The sequence below is a fragment of the Rhodococcus sp. Leaf225 genome (assembly GCF_001426145.1).
GTDB lineage: Bacteria > Actinomycetota > Actinomycetes > Mycobacteriales > Mycobacteriaceae > Rhodococcoides.
In genome coordinates this window covers 156,650-174,403 of record NZ_LMRN01000021.1, presented here as the reverse complement: position 1 = coordinate 174,403, position 17,754 = coordinate 156,650, and the positions used below count along the sequence as shown (strand labels likewise).

General features: G+C 69.6%; 17 protein-coding genes. 2 read left to right on the top strand and 15 right to left on the bottom strand.

Annotated features, from left to right (window positions below):
• Positions 1-15: 15 nt before the first annotated feature.
• Genes octT through ASG69_RS15920 form a run of 7 tightly spaced genes read right to left on the bottom strand, consistent with a single transcriptional unit; the run spans position 16 to position 6,279 of the window.
• On the bottom strand, positions 16-738 hold the full coding sequence (gene octT / locus ASG69_RS15950; RefSeq protein WP_056445825.1) for a diglucosylglycerate octanoyltransferase: 723 nt from the start codon (positions 736-738) through the stop codon (positions 16-18).
• Positions 738-1,379 (bottom strand): histidine phosphatase family protein, encoded by a 642-nt coding sequence (locus ASG69_RS15945; protein ID WP_056445828.1) that lies wholly within the window; start codon positions 1,377-1,379, stop codon positions 738-740. Before ASG69_RS15945 ends, octT begins: the two co-directional genes overlap by 1 nt.
• Complete coding sequence (gene rsfS / locus ASG69_RS15940; protein WP_051613344.1) at positions 1,376-1,831, bottom strand: ribosome silencing factor; 456 nt, start codon at positions 1,829-1,831, stop codon at positions 1,376-1,378. The genes ASG69_RS15945 and rsfS overlap by 4 nt, the downstream gene beginning before the upstream one ends.
• Positions 1,828-2,574, bottom strand: a complete 747-nt coding sequence (gene nadD, locus ASG69_RS15935; protein ID WP_268788579.1) for a nicotinate-nucleotide adenylyltransferase — start codon at positions 2,572-2,574, stop codon at positions 1,828-1,830. The genes rsfS and nadD overlap by 4 nt, the downstream gene beginning before the upstream one ends.
• A gap of 58 nt (positions 2,575-2,632) precedes the next feature.
• Complete coding sequence (locus ASG69_RS15930; RefSeq protein WP_056445831.1) at positions 2,633-4,075, bottom strand: vWA domain-containing protein; 1,443 nt, start codon at positions 4,073-4,075, stop codon at positions 2,633-2,635.
• Between the two features lie 3 nt (positions 4,076-4,078).
• Positions 4,079-4,960 carry an AAA family ATPase gene (locus ASG69_RS15925; protein WP_056445834.1) on the bottom strand — a complete coding sequence of 294 codons (882 nt, stop codon included), beginning with the start codon at positions 4,958-4,960 and terminating at the stop codon, positions 4,079-4,081.
• 41 nt (positions 4,961-5,001) lie between these two features.
• Positions 5,002-6,279 (bottom strand): glutamate-5-semialdehyde dehydrogenase, encoded by a 1,278-nt coding sequence (locus ASG69_RS15920; RefSeq protein ID WP_056445837.1) that lies wholly within the window; start codon positions 6,277-6,279, stop codon positions 5,002-5,004.
• 156 nt (positions 6,280-6,435) lie between these two features.
• On the opposite strand from ASG69_RS15920, the gene ASG69_RS15915 reads away from it, so the two are divergent.
• Positions 6,436-7,539 carry an NADH:flavin oxidoreductase/NADH oxidase gene (locus ASG69_RS15915; protein ID WP_056446339.1) on the top strand — a complete coding sequence of 368 codons (1,104 nt, stop codon included), beginning with the start codon at positions 6,436-6,438 and terminating at the stop codon, positions 7,537-7,539.
• A 34-nt stretch (positions 7,540-7,573) separates the two neighbouring features.
• Here the strand turns inward: ASG69_RS15915 and ASG69_RS15910 are convergent, their stop codons facing one another.
• On the bottom strand, positions 7,574-8,224 hold the full coding sequence (locus ASG69_RS15910) for a TetR/AcrR family transcriptional regulator (RefSeq protein ID WP_082544536.1): 651 nt from the start codon (positions 8,222-8,224) through the stop codon (positions 7,574-7,576).
• A 74-nt stretch (positions 8,225-8,298) separates the two neighbouring features.
• Here ASG69_RS15910 and ASG69_RS15905 point away from each other — a divergent pair, with 74 nt between their 5' ends.
• Complete coding sequence (locus ASG69_RS15905; protein WP_082544537.1) at positions 8,299-9,633, top strand: YhgE/Pip domain-containing protein; 1,335 nt, start codon at positions 8,299-8,301, stop codon at positions 9,631-9,633.
• On the opposite strand, the gene ASG69_RS15900 is transcribed toward ASG69_RS15905, so the two are convergent.
• From ASG69_RS15900 to ASG69_RS15870, 7 genes are all read right to left on the bottom strand, one after another.
• On the bottom strand, positions 9,568-10,554 hold the full coding sequence (locus ASG69_RS15900) for a D-2-hydroxyacid dehydrogenase (protein ID WP_056445843.1): 987 nt from the start codon (positions 10,552-10,554) through the stop codon (positions 9,568-9,570). The genes ASG69_RS15905 and ASG69_RS15900 overlap by 66 nt on opposite strands.
• On the bottom strand, positions 10,551-11,783 hold the full coding sequence (locus tag ASG69_RS15895) for a M20 family metallopeptidase (RefSeq protein ID WP_056445846.1): 1,233 nt from the start codon (positions 11,781-11,783) through the stop codon (positions 10,551-10,553). Before ASG69_RS15895 ends, ASG69_RS15900 begins: the two co-directional genes overlap by 4 nt.
• Entirely contained in the window at positions 11,780-13,006 is a 1,227-nt protein-coding gene (locus tag ASG69_RS15890; protein ID WP_027505687.1) for an aminotransferase-like domain-containing protein, read from the bottom strand. Before ASG69_RS15890 ends, ASG69_RS15895 begins: the two co-directional genes overlap by 4 nt.
• A 5-nt stretch (positions 13,007-13,011) precedes the next feature.
• Positions 13,012-14,196, bottom strand: coding sequence for a M24 family metallopeptidase (locus ASG69_RS15885; protein WP_056445849.1), 1,185 nt, complete (start codon positions 14,194-14,196; stop codon positions 13,012-13,014).
• 82 nt (positions 14,197-14,278) lie between these two features.
• Complete coding sequence (locus tag ASG69_RS15880) at positions 14,279-14,965, bottom strand: GntR family transcriptional regulator (RefSeq protein WP_235578973.1); 687 nt, start codon at positions 14,963-14,965, stop codon at positions 14,279-14,281.
• Positions 14,962-16,440, bottom strand: coding sequence for an NAD-dependent succinate-semialdehyde dehydrogenase (locus ASG69_RS15875; protein ID WP_056446345.1), 1,479 nt, complete (start codon positions 16,438-16,440; stop codon positions 14,962-14,964). Before ASG69_RS15875 ends, ASG69_RS15880 begins: the two co-directional genes overlap by 4 nt.
• On the bottom strand, positions 16,437-17,753 hold the full coding sequence (locus ASG69_RS15870) for an aspartate aminotransferase family protein (RefSeq protein WP_056445852.1): 1,317 nt from the start codon (positions 17,751-17,753) through the stop codon (positions 16,437-16,439). The genes ASG69_RS15875 and ASG69_RS15870 overlap by 4 nt, the downstream gene beginning before the upstream one ends.
• Position 17,754: the final 1 nt, after the last annotated feature.

The window sequence follows — 17,754 nt, the reverse complement described above, 5'->3', positions numbered from 1 at the left end:
CCACGACCCTGTGGATCAGATGCGGGCGGAGGCGCGCACGGCAGCGACGACGGACTCGGCCACGCGCTCGTGCGCGTCCCAACCCCAGTGAATACCATCGGGATTCGCGTTCCCGGACACGATGTTCTCCTCGACGGCCGCCTTGAGGTCGACGAGCGGGAGATCGTGTCCCACCGCCCATGCCGTGGTCGCGCGCACCGCTGGTTCGCGGCCGGTGTGCACTCGTCCGTAGGCGTCGCATCGATGCACCGACGGGAGCGTCGCGATGACGGGTATCTCCGGACGCACTGCCGCGAGGGCGGCGCGGATCTGCTCGAGGTAGTCGACACTCAGATGCGGTGGCAGGGCCACCGGACGGCCCAGGTGTGAGAGCCGCGGCTGCAGCCACCCGTAGGCGGCGCGCACACCGCGCCGCAGGATGGGCGGTCGGACGTAGCGGATCTGCTCCCGCAGGGCCGTCGGCAGAGGTGACGGCAACGAGTCCATCCCGCCGGTCGCGAGGACCACCGCCCCGGCACGCGGTATCGACGCCCACACACGGGGATCCTGGGTGAGTGCCCACCAGGCGTCGCGGCAGGTCCAGCCGATGCGACCAACGAGCTCGACGTCCCACCCCAGTTCGCGCGCGACGAGGGTGGGCCAGATGCGGGGATGATCGGCCGGCAGACCGCCCTCGGGACCGTAGTACGCGAGCGAATCCGCGAGGACGAGCAGGACCGGGCGATCCGCGGCGGACATCAGAGAACGTCACCTGCCACGGCGGCCGTCGCGTTCCACACGTCCAGGCGCCAGGAGACGTCGTCCGTTCCGTGTCCGGCGACCTGCACCCAGCTGGCATTCCCCAGTCCCCCGAGCACCGGCCACCGGTCGACCGGCAGATCGAGCAGTGCGGCCGTGAGCGCGGCGATGGTTCCACCGTGGGCGACCACGACGACGGGCGCCGTGGTCCACTCCGGGTCCTTCAGCAGCTCCTGGATCAGCGGCATCGAGCGCTCGGCGACGTCCACGCGCGACTCGCCGCCCGGCGGACGGAACTCGGCGTCGGCGCGCCACGATTCGCGGACGCCGGGTGAGACGTCGTCGACGTCGAGGTGCGTCAGCCCCTGCCAGTCGCCGAGGTGCGTCTCGCGGAGCCGCTCGTCGAGCTCGACGGGAACACCCGTGGCCGTCGAGAGCGCGGTCGCCGTGTCGTGTGCCCGTCGCAGATCGGACGAGACGATGCGGTGTGGCTGCAGCAATGCCAACGCTCGAGCGGCGACCTCGGCCTGTGTGCGACCCAGCTCGGTCAGGTCGGTGTCGAGATGACCCTGCATGCGCGAGGCCGCGTTGTACTCGGTCTGACCGTGCCGGAGCAGCACCAACCGACGAACGGACGTCACTCGTCCGGTTCGGTGACGCGATCGACACCGTGGTCGAGGGCGTCGTCGACACCGTGATCGTCGGTGCCGTACTGCGTCGAGGTGTCCGTGGCTCCGAGACCCTCGATCTCGAGGACCGGGCAGTCCTTCCACAGACGCTCGAGGGCGTAGAAGTGACGCTCGTCGTTGTGGAGCACGTGGACGACCACGTCGACGTAGTCGAGCAGTGCCCATCGGCCCTCGCGGGTGCCCTCACGACGAACGGGCTGGCTGCCCGCCTCGCGGAGCTTCTCCTCGATGTTCTCGACGATGGCGTTGACCTGGCGCTCGTTGGGTGCCGACGCGATGACGAAGCAGTCGGTGATGACCAGCTGGTCGGAGACGTCGAGGGCCATGACGTCGGCGGCGAGCTTCTCGTCCGCCGCGAGTGCGGCGATGCTGGCGACCCTGATGGCCTCGGGTGTAGCGCTCACGTGGTGTTCTCTCCTGGTAGGGCTGATGCGGTGGTGGCGGAAGTGCCGGTGTGCTGGGGTGCGGGCTCGGAGACGGTCGCGATGCCGTCGTGACGCTCCTCCCCGGCGGGTCGGTACAGGTCCCGCTTCGAGATGTACTGGACGACGCCGTCCGGCACGAGGTACCAGACGGGACGGTTCTCGGCGGCACGCCGTCGACATTCCGTGGACGAGATGGCCAGGGCCGGGATCTCCACGAGGGTCAGGACGTCCTTCGGCAACCGATCGAGGTACTCGGCCAGATGGTCGGCACCCAGTTCGTACCCGGGGCGGGACACGCCGACGAAGCGGGCCAGCTCGAACAGTTCCTGCCAGTTCTGCCAGCCGATGATGCTGCTGAGAGCATCGGCCCCGGTGATGAAGAACAACTGGTCACCGGGATGCTGGTCGGCGAGATCGCGAAGCGTGTCGACGGTGTACGTCGGCTTGGCACGGTCGAGGTCGACGCGGCTGACGGAGAAGCGAGGGTTCGACGCGGTGGCGACGACCGTCATGAGGTAGCGGTCCTCCGCCGGGCTCACCGTCCGGTCCTGCTTCTGCCAGGGCTGGCCGGTGGGAACGAAGACGACCTCGTCGAGCTGGAACCGGTCGGCGACCTCACTGGCGGCCACGAGGTGCCCGTGGTGAATGGGGTCGAACGTGCCACCCATGACGCCGAGACGTCGCGGGCGTCGGCCCTCGGGCGGCGTCGTCGGTTCCTGCACGAGTGACGACTCTACGTGGACCTGCCCCGAACAGAGGATTCGGCCGAACCGAGAGACGTCAGGATCCCGTGGGAAGGAGCCGCGACACGACCTCGGCCAGTTGCGCCGCCGACCGGCACTCGTGCATCGAGATCACCCGCCGATAGACGTCGGCGGCCGAGTCACCGGTCCCCCACTGCGCCTTCGGCTCGGGGTTGAGCCAGTGCGCGCGCCGGGCGACGGTGACCATGCGGGCGAGGGACTCGGTGCGCGGATCGCGGTAGTTGGTGCGGGCATCGCCCAGGATCAACAGCGACGCCCGAGGACCGATGGCATCGAGGTGATGCGCGGTGAAGGTCTCGAAGGAGTGGCCGTAGTCGGAATGGCCGTCGTAGGTGATCAGCTCCGACTCCGCGATCATGCGCGACATCGACTCGGCGAGCGACGCGCGTCCGGCCGAGGCGTCGAAGAACCGGGTCACCTCGTCGGCGGTGTCGATGAACGCGAAGACACGCACTCGGGAGAACTGTTCGCGCAACGTGTGCACGAGCAGCAGGGTGAACTGGCTGAAGCCGGCGACCGATCCCGAGACGTCGCAGAAGATCACCAGTTCGGGCCGCGCGGTGCGGGGCTTGCGGTTGACCAGGTCGATGGGGACGCCGCCCGTCGACAAGGACTTGCGCAGGGTGCGCCGCAGGTCGATCGACCCCGCTCGCGACCGCCGTCGACGGGCCGCCAGTCGGCTCGCCAGGAGCCGCGCCAACGGAGCGACGTTCTTGCGGAGGGCCGCCAGTTCCGACTCGGACGCGCGGAGGAAGTCGACGTCCTCGGCCAGGCGCGGGACGCCGTAGGACGCCACCCGTTCCTTGCCCAGCACCTCGGCGGTGCGGCGACGGGTCTCCTTCTCGATCATCGACCGGAACTCCGCGATGCGGACCGCGGCCGTCCGACGGGCCAGTTCGGACTCGAACTCGCCGGTCGTGGGTGCACCGGGACCGCTGGAGCGGCCGATCAGTCCGTCGAGAATCTTCGCCAGCAGCGTCGACGGCTCCACCGTGCGCAGCGTCTGGTACTCCGAGAACGACTCGCCGCGGCTGGAGGTGTACTTGCCGTAGGTCTCGACGATGTCGCCCACCAGGCGCTCGACCTGCGCCATTGCCTCCGCGGAACCGTCCGCGAGCAGCTCCGCCAGCACGTGTTTCAGAGCGTCGAGATCGACGGTGCCGTCCTCGGCGAGAGGCGGGCCGACCGTGTTCTCCTCGTCGGCGGTCCGCGCACCGATCGCGGCCGGGAACCACAGATCGAAGAGCGCGTCGAACGCGGGGCGATGGCCGGGTCTGCGCACCAGCGCGCACGCGAGACCCTCCCGCACCACCTCCCGATCGAGGATGTCGAGAACGGCCAGCACCGCGCCCGCGTCGACCGTCTCCGACGGGCCGACGTCGATACCGCGGCGACGCAGCGCCTCCACGAACCCCACCAGGTGTGCGGGGATGCCGGAGATGTCCACCGTCCCGGTCACGGGTCAGCCGAGTCGGAGTTCGGCGACGGCGCGGTCCTGATCTGAGCGGTGCTTGAGAATGACGCCGAGCGTCGACCGCACGGCCGCGTCGCTCACCTCGTCCATGCCCAGAGCCAGCAGGGTGCGGCCCCAGTCGATGGTCTCGGCGACCGACGGCAGCTTCTGCAACTGCATGTCCCGCAACACCTGCACGATGCGCACCATCTGCTCGGCCATCGCCTCCGGCAGCTCCGGGACCCGGCTGGCCAGGATGCGCCGCTCCAGGTCGGCGTCCGGGAAGTCGAGATGCAGGAACAGGCAGCGACGCTTCAGCGCCTCCGACAACTCGCGTGTCGCGTTGGAGGTCAGCACCGTGAACGGCCGCCTGGTCGCCGAGATGGTGCCGAGCTCCGGCACGGTGATCGCGAAGTCGCTGAGCACCTCGAGGAGCAGGCCCTCGATCTCGATGTCCGCCTTGTCGGTCTCGTCGATCAGCAGCACGGTGGGATCCGATCGACGGATCGCCGTGAGCAGGGGCCGCGACAGCAGGAACTCCTCGGAGAACACGTCGTGGCGTGTCTCGTCCCACCCCGCGCCGGAACTCGACTGGATGCGCAGGATCTGCTTCGCGTGGTTCCACTCGTACAGTGCCCGCGCCTCGTCGACGCCCTCATAGCACTGCAGGCGGACCAGTTCGGCTCCCGCGGCCTGCGAGACGGCGCGAGCCAGCTCCGTCTTGCCGACGCCTGCCGGGCCCTCGATGAGCAGCGGCTTGCCCAGACGATCGGCGAGGAACACCGCCGTGGCGGTCGCCTTGTCGGCGAGGTACCCCGTGGCGGCGAGGCGGGTCGCCACGTCGTCGACGTCGGAGAAGAACGGAACGATGTCGGAGTACGTCTGCGTCACGCCGGGCCTTTCGGTTGTTCCAGAGAGGTGGTGGAGGCGGGTCAGGCCGGACGAATGTGCCCGTCGCCCTGCACGATCCACTTGGTCGAGGTGAGTTCCCGCAGCCCCATCGGGCCGCGGGCGTGGAGCTTCTGGGTGGAGATGCCGATCTCGGCTCCGAAGCCGAGCTGCTCACCGTCCGTGAACGCGGTGGAGGCGTTGACCATGACGGCCGCTGCGTCCACCCGAGCGGAGAACGCCCGTGTGGCAGCGAGATCCGATGCCACGATCGCCTCGGTGTGTCCCGTGCCGTACCTGTCGATGTGCGCGACGGCGGCATCCAGGTCGTCGACGACGGCGAGGGCGATGTCGTCGGAGAGGTACTCGTCGGCCCAGTCGTTCTCGGTGGCCGGAACGAGACCGGGAAGATCGCCGTGGACACGTACGCCGTTGTCCGACAACGCCTGCACCAGACGCGGCACCGCCACGTCGGCCACGGCGGCGTCGATCAGCACCGTCTCCGCGGCGTTACACACGCTCACTCGACGTGTCTTCGCGTTGAGCAGGATGCGCTCGGCCATGTCGAGGTCCGCGGACGCGTGCACGTAGACGTGGCAGTTGCCGACACCGGTCTCGATGGTGGGCACCGTCGCGTCGCGCACCACCGCCGAGATGAGGCCGGCCCCACCGCGCGGGATGACGACGTCGACGAGTCCGCGAGCCCGGATGAGGTGCGTGACCGTCGCTCGATCCTCGCTGGACAGGAGTTGGACGGCGTCGGCGGGAAGGTCCAGCGCCGACAGGGCCGCCCGCAGAACACCCACCAGCGCGGCGTTCGATCGCGCGGCGGAGGACGACCCCCGCAGGAGGACGGCGTTGCCCGACTTCAGAGTGAGCCCGAACGCGTCGACCGTGACGTTGGGCCGGGCTTCGTAGATCATGCCGACGACGCCGAGCGGCACCGCGAGCTGCCGGATCTCGAGTCCGTTGGGCAGGGTCCGACCCTCGAGGAGCTCCCCCACGGGATCCGGCAGAGACGCCACCTGGCGCAGTCCGGCGGCGATGCCGTCGATGCGGTCGGGGGTCAGCCGCAGTCGGTCGAGCTGCGAGGGCGGGGTGCCGGACGCCTCGGCGAGTGCGAGGTCCTCGCTGTTGGCGGCGAGGATCGCGTCGGCGGAGGCCAGGACGGCGTCCGCCGCGGCGTGCAGCGCGTCGTCCTTGCGCGCGGTCGTCAGCAGAGCGAGTGCGCGCGCGGCGACCCGGGCGCGGGCAGCAGCGGCGTGCACGTCCGCTTCGAGAGCATCGGGGGTGGACACCTCGGCGCTGGTGGTGGCAGTCACGCCGTCCAGGGTAGGTCACGCTCCCACCAGCCCGTACGCCCGAGCGCACCCGGGACGATCCGGCCGACGGGAATGATCGCCCGGCCGAATTGTTCGTTCATCCTGAGCGCTGTCGTCGTGGACGGCGCGCGTGTCGGACGAGACGAGGAGATGACTGTGAGCCTGCTGTTCGAGCCCTTGACCCTGCGTGAGGTCACCTTCCCCAACCGGGTGTGGATGTCGCCGATGTGCCAGTACTCGGCGGACGCGGAGGGACCCTCGACGGGCGCGGTCACACCGTGGCACCGGACTCACCTCGTCTCGCGTGCCGTCGGCGGCGTCGGCCTGGTGATGACCGAGGCGGCGTCGGTGAGCCCGGAGGGCCGCATCACGCCGTGGGACCTCGGCATCTGGAACGACCAGCAGGCGAACGCGTTGGCCGAGGTGGTCACCGAGATCCGGCAGCACGGCAGTGTGCCCGCGATCCAGTTGGCCCACGCAGGTCGCAAGGCGTCCACCGACGCACCGTGGCGTGGCGGAAAGCCGCTGGCGGCGGACGACTCCCTCGCGTGGGAGACGGTCGGACCCAGCGCTGTCGAGTTCGGCCACTACCCGGCTCCGCGCGAGATGACGACCGCGGACATCGACAAGGTCGTCGACGACTTCCGCTCCGCCGCGGTACGCGCGCTGGCCGCCGGCTTCGACGTGGCCGAGGTGCACGCGGCGCACGGATACCTGCTGCACCAGTTCCTGTCCCCGGCCAGCAACCACCGGACCGACGAGTACGGCGGTAGCTTCGAGGGTCGTGTCCGCCTGACCCTGCGCGTGGTCGACGCGATCCGCGAGGTGTGGCCGGCCGACAAGCCCGTCTTCGTGCGCGTGTCCGCGACCGACTGGACCGGCGAGGAGCGTGGCGTCGACTCCGAGGCCTGGACGCCCGACCAGACCGTTCTGCTCACCCAGCAGCTCGAGGATCACGGTGTCGACCTCGTCGACGTCTCCACGGGTGGCAACGTCGCGAAGGCGTCCATCCCCGTCGAACCCGGCTACCAGGTGCCGTTCGCCCGGCGCATCCAGAGCGAGACGCGCATCCCCGCGGCCGCTGTCGGACTGATCACCGAGCCCAAGCAGGCCGAGGACATCATCGGGTCCGGCGAGGCCGTGGCCGTGTTCCTGGCGCGCGAACTGCTGCGCGACCCCTACTGGGCCCGTCGTGCGGCACGCGAGCTCGGCGCGGACATCACCCCGGCCACACCTCCGCAGTACGAGCGGGCGTTCTGAGTCAGCGCTCGCGCGAGAACGACCATGTGCGGAGTCAGCGCTCGCGCGAGAACGACCATATGACCGCGGCCACGAGCTCGAGGGCGAGTCGCGCGGGTACCGGGTTGGCCGGCTCGATCATCGCCTGGGCCATCGCTCCTTCGTAGGCGGCGACGACACCCCGACCGAGGGTGTCGTCGTCCACCGCCACCTCGCGCCCGTGGGTCGCAAGACCGTGAACGATCATGGGACGCAGGGCGTCACGGAGCGCGGCCCGGTGCCCGGTCACCACGGCCGCCAGCCCCGGGTTCCGCGCCGCGTGGGCGCCGAACTCCGCCATGAGTACGTGCCACGACACGTCGCCGACCAGTCCGCTCAGCGCTGCCACGACGATCTCCTCGAAGGACCGCCCGTCGGACGCGTCGTACTCCAGGGCGTCGACCACTCCGCGTACCCGCGTGATCAGTCCCGACGCCTGTCGCGTCCACAGTTCGAGAAAGACCTCGTCCATCGACGAGAAGTTCGAGTAGAACGCTCCGCGAGTGAATCCCGCTCGCTCGCAGATCTGTTCCGGGGTCGATCGCCCGAAACCCCGTTCGACGAACACCTCGAGGGCGCCGTCCAGCACTCGCTCGCGAGTCTGTGCTCTGCTGCGAGTGGCGGTCCTGCCTGTTCTCGCGGTCACGTTGCCTGAAGTCGCCGCCATGATGCACTATCGTATCGAACGAGACGATACAGATGTGTATCGGTCACCGAGAACGTGCCGACGGAAGGCCCGCCATGTCCCCCGAAGCCGCTGCGCCCGCATTCCGGCGCCCCACCACCTGGGTGCTGCCGGTCGTCGCGGTCTCCGTCGTCATGTCGCTGCTCGCGGCGCTGTACCTCGGCGGCATCCTCGACCCCAAGGAGAACCTCCGCCACTTCCCGGTGGCACTGGTGGTCAGCGACGAGGGCGACGTGCTGCCGAACGGTGAGCAGGCGAACCTGGGGCAGCAGATCGGCCAGGGCATCGCGGACGGCATCGACGCGGAGAAGATCGATCTGAAGCAGGTCGGTATCGCGGAGGCGCAGAACCTCCTCGCGAACGGCGACGTCTACGGCGCGATCGTCGTGCCGAGCGACTTCACCAAACGAGTGTCGATCCTGACGCAGGCCTCCGTCGTGGCGGGCGACATCGAGCGACCCATCGTGACGATCATGACCAATCCGCGTGCCGGCACACTCGGTTCCTCCCTCATGACCACCATCGGCGACACGGCGCTCGACTCCGCGAACGGCACTCTGGGAGAACGACTCACGACGCAAGTGACCGAGGGCGCCACCCTCTCCGGGGCCGCGGCCCTCACACTGGCTGCGCCGGTCGACATCGTCGTCACTCCCTACGACCCACTTCCGGACGGCACGGGGCTCGGGCTGTCCGCCTTCTACTACGCCCTGCTGCTCGTGCTCGCCGGCTTCACCGGCGCGATGATCGCCAGCGCTCTCGTCGACGGCGCACTCGGCTTCGTGCCGCTCGAGTTCGGCCCCACCTTCCTGCAGCGTCGCCGATCCACCGACAGTCGCCTGCGCGTGCTCGCCGCGAAATGGCTCACGATGGTGGTGATCGGGTTCGTGGTGTCCGGTCTCTACGTCGCGATCGCCACCGCACTGGGCATGCCGATCCCGAATGCGCTGGGCCTGTGGCTCTTCGGAGTGCTGGCGATCTCGGCCGTCGGGATCACCGCGGTGTCGGTGCTGTCGATCTTCGGCACTCCGGGGCTGATCCTCAACCTCGTCGTCTTCGTGATCCTGGGCCTGCCGTCCGCCGGCGCCACCATCCCGATCCAGGCGTCACCTGCGCTCTTCGGGTGGCTCGCGCAATTCGAACCGATGCATCAGGTGTATCTCGCCGTGCGCTCGATCCTCTACTTCGACTCACGCTGGAACTCGGGTCTCGCCCACGGACTCGGCATGACGCTGCTCGGGCTCGTCATCGGCCTGGTCCTCGGCGCTCTGGTGATCGCGATCTACGACCGCAAGGGATACGACCGGACGCCCGCGGTCACCGGGTCACCCGGCGACGAACCCGAGGGACTTGTCGACGACGTTGCGCAGCGGTCGGCCGGCCGCGAATAGTTCGGCATTCTCGGCGAAACCGGAGTAGAGCCGGTCGCGCCACCCCACGGTGTCACCGCTCATGTGTGCGGTCAGCAGCACGTGGTCGAGGGTCCACAGCACGTGCTCGGGTGGCAGCGGCTCGGTGTCGAACACGTCGAGGGCAGCTCCCCCGACGTGGCCGCTGCGCAGAGCGTCGACCAGCGCGTCGGTGTCGAGCAGTTCGCCACGACCCACGTTGATCACGCGCACCCCGGGATCGGCCGCCGCGAGAACGTCGCGGCCGACCATGCCCCGTGTCGACGGTGTCAGCGGTGCGATGAGAACGAGGTAGTCGGCGCCGGGTACCACCGACGCGAGATCCGTACTGGCGTGGACGGTTCCGAAATCCGCATCACCCGTGCGAGCCGTCCGTCCGACCCCGGCGACGTCCATACCGACGGCACGCAACATGCGCGCCGTGGCCCGGCCGATACTGCCCGTGCCGATCACCAGAGCTCGACGCCCCGCGATGTTCTCGGTCTCCCGGCGCAACCATCGCGCCTGTCGGCCGAGTTCGACGGTGCCGCGCACGTCCTTCGCCAGAGCGAGCAGGGACGCGAGCACGAACTCGGCGATCGGCACGTCGAACACCCCGCGCGCGTTGGTCACCACGACGTCGGACGCCGCGAGGTCGTCGAACAACAGCTTGTCCACCCCTGCTGCGGCGACGTGCACCCATTCGAGTGCGGAGCAGCGCGACCACTGGTCCCGGAGCGCCGACGAGAAGAAGTCCCACAGCAGGACCGCCTGCGCGCCGTCGACCGCATCGCCGAACGTGTCGGCGGTGGCATGCCGCACCTCGTACGAGGTGTCGAGTTCCTGCACCCGGTCGGGAAGGAGTCCGTCGTGCAGGACGGTGATGATCGGCCTCGCTCCGCCGTTCGTGCGGGAGGGGCTCACGGTCGCTGCTCCGTCATCAGTCGAGCGTAGGCCCGGGAGAGGCGAGCGACCTCGAGCAGGTCCACGGACTCGTCGGGCTGATGGGCCTGCGCCTCGAGATCACCGGGACCCAGCACGATGGTGGGCACTCCGAGGTCACGGGCGACGAACCCCCCGTCGCAGGACGCCGTCCACACCGCGGTCGACGGGTCCGGCGCACCCGTGGAGCGCAGCGCCGCCAGCGCCGACTCGACGAGCGGGCTCGACTCGTCGGTGAGGAATCCCGGCATCTCCATCTCGACGTACGCGTCGACGTCCAGATCCGTGACGAGGCGGGCCCGGCGGAGCAGGTCCGCGACGACGGCGTCCACGTCGTCGTCCGGCAGCAGGCGACGATCGATCTCCAGCCGGCAGCGGCCCGCGACGATCGACGGTCCGGTCCCACCGTCGATCCGGCCGACGTTCCACGACGCGGCGCCGAGCACCGGGTGCGGCACGGTGGCCAGTTCCGCGTGCAGCCCGTCGATCTCGCCCACGACGCGGGCCGCCGCGACCACGGCACTGCGACCGTTCTCGGGCCGGCCGGCATGCGCGCTCCGACCGGTGACGGTGAGCACGATGTTCGCCGCTCCGCGGCACCCGACGATCACGGTGCCGGCCGTGGGTTCCGCCACGACGCATCCCGTGAAGGCCGGAGGCCGGCCGTCATCGACCCTGAAGGCCGGAGGCCGGCCGTCATCGACCCTGAAGGCCGGAGGCCGGCCGGTCTGGTCGGTACGGTCGGACACCCATGCCCGGATGCCCAGGCCCGTGTCCTCCTCGTCCACCACGCAGGCGAGTGTCACGGTGCGCGCCGGGACCACACCGCGCCGGGCCAGTGACCCCATCGCGGCGAGTACCGCGGCGAGACCACCTTTCATGTCGCAGGCGCCGCGTCCCACGATCCGACCGTCGTGCACCCGCGAGCGGAACGGGTTCCCGCTCCAGCCCTCCCCGGCGGGCACCACGTCCGAGTGCCCGAGGAACAGCAGGCCCGGGCCGGGCTCGCCGGGAAGGACCACCTCGACGTTCGGCCGCCCCGGCGACGCGTCGGTGACGACGGTCTGCAGACCGAGACTCTCTGCGATGCGGCAGATCTCGGCCACCACGGCGGACTCGTCGGGACCGGCGTCGATCAGCGCTCTCGTGATCCGCTCGACCGTCGCGACGTCGGTCGACGCGCGATCCTGCTGGAGGTCGGCCGCCGTCACAGTTCGGCTCGGGCCGCGTCCAGCGCACCCGCCAACCGCTGCACCCCGACGTCGATGCGCTCGGGCGTCGAGGACGCGAAGCACAGTCGCATCGCATCGCCGAAGAGGCCGTTCGCGGACAGCGCCGGACCCGGGATGAAGGCGACACCGTGCGCGAGTGCGATCTCGAACAGCCGCCGCGTGTCCACAGCGGCGTCGTCACCCACCAGCGTGACCCACAGGAAGAAACCGCCCTCGGGATCGGTGGTGCGCACCCTCCCACCGAGGTGCCGCTCCAGGCTCGTCTGCATCGCGATCTTGCGGGGCAGGTAGATGTCCGCGAGGGACGCCAGGTGCTCGGTGAGCAGTCCCTGTCGCAGGAACTCGGCCACGATCCGCTGGTTCGGCACGTTGGTGCACGTGTCCATCGCCTGCTTCGCGTTGATGATCAACCGGCGAGCGGCGGGGTCCGCGTCCACCCACCCGACGCGCAGACCGGGGGCGATGAGCTTCGAGAACGTGCGTACGGAGAACACGAGCGGGTCGTCGGGAGCGAGCGCTCGCAGGCTCGGAACCGGATCTCCCTGGAAGCGGAGGTGGCCGTAGGGGTCGTCGTCGAGCACCACGGCGCCCCACTCGCGGGCGAGTTCCAGGAGCGCCAGTCGGCGCGGCAGCGACATGGTCGTCCCGGACGGATTCTGGAACGTCGGGATGGTGTAGATCATCGTGGGCAGTCGGCCCGCGCGGGCGACCGACTCGGGAAGCGCCTCGACGATCAGCCCGTCGGAATCCATCGGCGCCTCGAGGATGTCGCCACCGTAGCTGAGCACGGTCGCGGTGCCGTTCGTGTACGTCGGGCTCTCGACGATCACCAGATCGCCGGGGTCGACGAACAGCGTGCACGCGAGATCGAGCCCCTGCATGCCACCCGACGTGATGACCAACCGATCGGGAGACGTCGGTTCACCGAAGGCGTCGCAGAAGGCCACCAGCTGCTCGATCAGAGCCGGATCACCCTCTGTCGCACCGTAGTCGAAGGCATCTGCGGTCAGGACCCGGCCCGCGATCTCCGCCATCGCCGCGTGCGGAACCGCCTCGGCGGCGGGCGATCCCATGGCGAAGCGCACGATGTCGTGCTTCTGCGCGGCGAGCAGCGAGGTCGACGAGTCGATCATCGACCCGACGAGGTGATCGGTGCGCAGCGCCCACGGAAGCGTGGTCGTCTCGTACGTCTGTGCGTGCATGTCCGTCACTCCTTGACTGTCAGGCATCGCGGGTAGGCGGTGAAGGTGTCGATACCGGTGTCGGTGACCACCACTGACTCGGACACCTCGTATCCGTAACCGTCGAGCCACATACCGCCGATGACGTGGAACGTCATGTTGCGCTGCAGGATCGTGGCGTCGTCGCTGCGCAGGCTGATGGTGCGCTCGCCCCAGTCCGGCGCGTACGCGATGCCGATCGAGTACCCGATGCGGGAAGGCTTGTGAAATCCCGCCCGGCCCAGTTCACGGTTCCACGTCGCCGCGAGGTCACTGGTCTGCACTCCGGGCCTCATCTCCGCGAGCACGGCTCCGAGTGCGTCGTCGGTGGCGGCGGCGAGACCGGCCATGCGCGGGTCCGGTCGCCCGAGCGAGACCGTCCGCGCCATCGGGACGTGGTAGCGGCGGAACACCCCGGTCAGTTCCACCACGGTCGACTCCCCGTCCCGGAACGGCCGGTCGGTCCAGGTGAGATGCGGGGTGTCCGCACCCTCACCGGTGGGCAGCATCGGAACGATGGCCGGGTGGTCGCCGCCGAAGTCGTCCGTGCCGCGCACCTGCGCCGCGGAGATCGCCGCGGCGGCGTCGCACTGGCGCACACCGACGGCGATCGCGTCCATCGCGGTCGCCATGGCGCTCTCGCAGATCGCCGCCGCCCCGCGCATCAGCTCGATCTCGGTGTCCGACTTCACCGATCGCACCCAGTTCACCAGCTCACGCGAATCGACGAACCGGTACTCCGGCAGGCACTTCACGAGTGCTTCGAACGCCTTCGGGCTGAAGTAGTATGAGTCCATCTCGAGCCCCACCTGGCCGTGCTCGAAGTTCGAGACCAGGCTCAGTCCGCGCAGCGTGTCGGCCACCCAGACGAAGGGATGGGTGTCCGGCCGTTGGACCAGGGTCTCCGGATAGCCGAACACCTGGTCGTCGGGAAGCCACGACGTGCGTGAGGCGCCGTGCGCGTCCATGGCGCGGGCGAAGAACAGCATGTCGCCCTCGGCCGGCACGAAGAGCACCTGCGGGGTGTAGAACGACAGGGCGTTGTAGGCCGTCAGATAGTAGATGTTCGACGGATCGGTGATCATGAGCGCCGCGAGACCCCCCTCGGCCATGACGGCACGCACGGCAGCGAGGCGGGAGCTGTGTTCGGCCGTACTGATCGTGTCGATCATGCTGTACCCCTGACAGTTTCGAGGTTATCCGGGTTCCTGGAGCGAGCGTAGGTGCTCGCACCCACGGGCGCAGCGCGAGTGACTACACGGTCTCCGCCGACTCACGTAGCGACGCCGTCAGATCGTGCACGGCGGTGTCCATGTGTTCGCGCAGAGCGGGTTCGAGCCGGGCCCAGTCCTGCGCTCGCAGCAGATCGACGAGCAGCGTGTGCTCCTCGATCAACGCGTCGGGCCGGTGGTACGCGGTCTCGAGGTTGGCCATGCAGATGCGGGCCTCGGCGGCGAGCGTCGCGTACATCCGGCTCATCCGGCTGTTGCCCGTCGCCGCGACCAGTGCGGTGTGGAACGCGAGATCCCGCTCCGCCACCGACCGCCAGTCGCCCCGGCCGATGGCCGGCTGCATCTCGACCACGATGCGCGACAACGCGTCCGCGACACGTCCGGAGTCACCACGCTGCAGAACGGTGAACGCGGCACCGATCTCGATGGCCGCGCGCGCCTGGTAGATCTCGGCGACATCGGACTCACCCAGCTCGACGACGAAGACGCCGCGATTGCGGAAGGAGACGAGCAGCCCCTCCTGACTCAGCCGTTGCAGCGCCTCGCGAACGGGTCCGCGGGAGACGGCGAGTTCGGTGGCGACCGTCGCCTCGTGGACCTGCTCCCCCGGTGCGAACGATCCGTCGATGATGCGCTCGCGCAACTGGTCCGCGATGACGATCGACGTGGTGCGGGCGTCGAGGGGTGTCAGCCGTCGAGTGGCCGTCACAGCGTCCGCCCCGGCCGACGCGGCACGGCGAAGTACTTCACCTCGAGGAACTCGTCGATGCCGAGACGCCCGCCCTCACGCCCCAGTCCGGACTGCTTGACCCCGCCGAAGGGTGCCGCGGGGTTGGACACCAGCCCGGTGTTGAGACCGACCATGCCCACTTCGAGACGCTCGCCCAGATCGAAGGCCCGGTCGACGTCGCGAGTGAACACGTAGCCCACGAGACCCCACTCGGTGTCGTTGGCGATGCGCACCACCTCGTCCTCGTCGTCGAAGGTGATGATCGCGGCGACCGGCCCGAAGATCTCGGTGTGCACGATCTCGGCGTCGGGTGGGACGTCCACCAGCACCGTCGGAGGGTAGAAGTATCCCGGCCCCTCCGGCGTGGCACCGCCGGTCAGGATCCGCGCGCCGAGTCTCACCGCGTCGTCGACGAGGCGCTGCACCTTCGCGCGGCCCTCCGCATCGATCAGCGGGCCGACCCGGACACCCTCGTGCGCACCGTCTCCCACGGTCAGCTCGGCCATCCGCGCAGTCAGCTGCTCCGCGAAGGTGTCGACGACGGACCGATGGACGAACAACCGGTTGGCGGCGGTGCAGGCCTCCCCCATGTTGCGCATCTTGGCGATCATGGCTCCGTCGAGCGCCGTCCCCAGATCGGCGTCCGCACAGACGACGAGGGGCGCGTTCCCGCCCAGTTCCATCGACGTCCGCATGACGGTGGACGCCGCCTGGCCGAGCAACAGCCTGCCGACGGCGGTGGAGCCCGTGAAACTCAGCTTCCGAGCCACACCGCTGCGCAACCACGGTTCGACGACGCCACCCGCGTCCGAGGTCGTGACGATGTTGAGGACGCCGTCCGGCAGTCCGGCCTCCTGAAAGATGCGGGCCAGAGCGAGCGAGGTGAGCGGTGTCTGTTCGGCCGGCTTGAACACCATGGTGCATCCGGCGGCCACAGCGGGCCCGATCTTGCGGGCACCCATGGCAAGCGGAAAGTTCCAGGGCGTCACCAGCACACACGGTCCCACCGGTACTCGTGTGACCACCATGCGCGTCGACCCGTCGCCGGTCAGGGTGTGATCGCCGGCGATGCGGACGGCCTCCTCGGAGAACCAGCGAAGGAACTCGGCTGCGTAGGCGACCTCGCCGCGCGCCTCGGCGAGCGGCTTGCCCATCTCGGCGGTCATCACGGCGGCGAGGTCCTCCGTCCGCTCGACCACGAGGTCGAACGCACGGCGCAGCACGACGCTCCGCTCCCGCGGCGACGTCGCCGCCCACGCAGACTGGGCGGCGCTCGCGGCATCGAGCGCCAGAGCGGCGTCGGCGGGCCCCCCGTCGGCGACGCGCGCGATGGTCTCGCCGGTGGCAGGGTTCTCGACGTCGAACGTGCGGCCGTCCACCGCGTCCCGCCATCGACCACCGATCAGAATGCTGCGATCGGCCACCGGCACGGGTCGGTCGACCGTCGTCGTCACGACCGAACTCCCAGCGCCGCGTCGCACGCCTCCGCGATGCGCTCGAGTCCCAGCTCGACCTCGTCCCGCGTCACCACGAGGGGCGGGATGATGCGCACCACGTTGCCCAGCGCACCGCACGTCAACAACAGGAGATCGCGGTCCAGAGCTGCCATCTGCAGAGCGAGCGCGGCGCCCGGATCGGCGTCCCCGGCGTCGTCGACGAACTCGAATGCCGCCATCAGACCGAGCCCGCGGGCATCTCCGATCTCGTCGTGCCGAGCCGCGATCTCACGCAGTCCACCGAGAAGCTGCTCCCCGCGCAGACGGGCGTTCTCCACCAGGCCCTCGTCCTCGACCACGTCGAGCGTGGCGACGGCGGCCGCCGCGGCCACCGCGTTCCCGCCGTAGGTGCCGCCCTGCGATCCCGGCAGGGCGGTACTCATGAGGGCGGTCGAGGCGGCGATCGCGGAGATCGGGAAGCCGCTGGCGAGACCCTTGGCCGTGATGAGAACGTCCGGGGTGGAATCGGAGAACTGGTGACCCCAGAACTTCCCCGTGCGGCCCACTCCCGCCTGGACCTCGTCCACGATGAGCACGATGCCGTGCCGATCGGCTCGCTCTCGGAGTCCGTCCAGGAACGCCGGCGGGGTGGGAAGGTAACCACCGTCGCCCAGGACCGGCTCGATGATGAACGCCGCGGTGTCGGCGACGGCGGACACGGTCTGCAGCAGGTAGTCGAGCTCGCGCAAGGCGAAGGTCACCGCGGTGTCGAGGTCCCAGCCGTACCGGAACGCGTAAGGGAACGGCGCGATGTGGACGCCGCCCATCATCGGAGCGAAGCCGGACCGGAACTTGGTCCCGGCTGTGGTGAGTGTCGCCGCGGCGACGGTGCGACCGTGGAAGCCGCCGTGGAACGCGATGATGTTCGGGCGGCCGGTGGCCATGCGCGCCAGACGAATCGACGCCTCGACGGCCTCGGACCCCGAGTTGGCGTAGAACACGCTGTCCAGGCCGACCGGCAGGACGGTGCCGAGCTTCTCGGTCAACTCGAGCAGAGGCGTGTGCATGACGGTCGTGTACTGCGCGTGGATGATCTTGCCGACCTGCTCGCGCGCCGCCGCGACCACGCGCGGATGGCAGTGTCCGGTGCTGGTCACGCCGATACCCGTGGTGAAGTCGAGGTAGCGGCGCCCGTCGGTCCCGGTGATCCAACTTCCCGACGCGTGATCCACGACGATGGGTGTGGCCTGCTTCAGGGCGGGCGACAGCCGAGCGGTGTGAGCACTGGTGGAGGCGTCGGCTGTTCGAGGCACGAATGCTGCTGCAGTCATG

Bases quoted from the DNA above. Each gene is read 5' to 3' on its own strand.
- ASG69_RS15905 (WP_082544537.1), top strand. From the start codon at position 8,299: ATGTCCCCCGAAGCCGCTGCGCCCGCATTCCGGCGCCCCACCACCTGG.
- ASG69_RS15870 (WP_056445852.1), bottom strand. From the start codon at position 17,753: ATGACTGCAGCAGCATTCGTGCCTCGAACAGCCGACGCCTCCACCAGT.
- ASG69_RS15885 (WP_056445849.1), bottom strand. From the start codon at position 14,196: ATGATCGACACGATCAGTACGGCCGAACACAGCTCCCGCCTCGCTGCC.
- ASG69_RS15890 (WP_027505687.1), bottom strand. From the start codon at position 13,006: ATGCACGCACAGACGTACGAGACGACCACGCTTCCGTGGGCGCTGCGC.
- octT (WP_056445825.1), bottom strand. From the start codon at position 738: ATGTCCGCCGCGGATCGCCCGGTCCTGCTCGTCCTCGCGGATTCGCTC.
- ASG69_RS15910 (WP_082544536.1), bottom strand. From the start codon at position 8,224: ATGGCGGCGACTTCAGGCAACGTGACCGCGAGAACAGGCAGGACCGCC.